The organism is Corynebacterium variabile, from assembly GCF_006539825.1.
GTDB lineage: Bacteria > Actinomycetota > Actinomycetes > Mycobacteriales > Mycobacteriaceae > Corynebacterium > Corynebacterium variabile.
On record NZ_BJNT01000066.1, the window covers coordinates 1 to 716 of the forward strand.

General features: G+C 61.2%; 1 protein-coding gene. It reads right to left on the reverse strand.

What is annotated here, in order from left to right; translation table 11 throughout:
• A partial coding sequence (locus CVA01_RS14780) for a hypothetical protein (RefSeq protein WP_141331837.1) occupies nt 1-551 on the reverse strand: 551 nt, incomplete at its 3' end.
• Nucleotides 552-716 lie beyond the last annotated feature (165 nt).

Below are 716 nucleotides of genomic sequence, written 5' to 3' on the forward strand. Positions count from 1 at the left end.
TCGGCCCCCTGTGCGGTGAGGGTGTCATCAGTGGCCTCGAATGTTTTCACACCTGTGCCCAGGGCGCTGGGCGTGGTTCTGGTGAACGAGGCGCAGTCGCTGAGGGTGGTCGGTAGCGCGGCACTATCTGTCGGCGTGGTCGTGACCATGATGAACACGCCCTGCTCATCGTTATCGGTGCGGGTGTAGTTGGTCGTGGTGGTGGTCTCCGCAGGCTGAGACATCCAGGTCAGAAAGGTAGACCCGTCAATGATCAGACCTGCGCAGTTCGGCGGGTCAACAGCGGGTGCTTCGCTCGGATTTTCGGGGTCGTTGAGCAGCTCCGCCAACTCTGCTTGGCCCTCATTGTCTGGTGGGGTGTGGGTGAATCCGTCGGGGGTCGCGGAGTCGTCGAGGATCAGGGATGCCGGGGTGATGCCCTCAGGCAGGGGCGCCTGGTGTGCCGGGGCGGTGGACTGGCTCCCCTGGTCGGCATTGGCCGTTGTGGTTGGTTCTGTGTCGTTGCTGCTGCACGAGCTGAGCGCGCACACGGCAAGGACGGTGGTGGACACCACAAGAGTGTGCTTCAAAGAGTGGGAAAGTGGAGTGATCATGGATCATCTTCCGTTAATAAGATTTGGGGATAATTGCTGTTACGGTGCTGGGCGTAACACGCCCAGCGTGTAGCGGTGGTGCGGGTCGTTTTGGCTGTTGGGGAAGGTCAGGACTCGACTTCG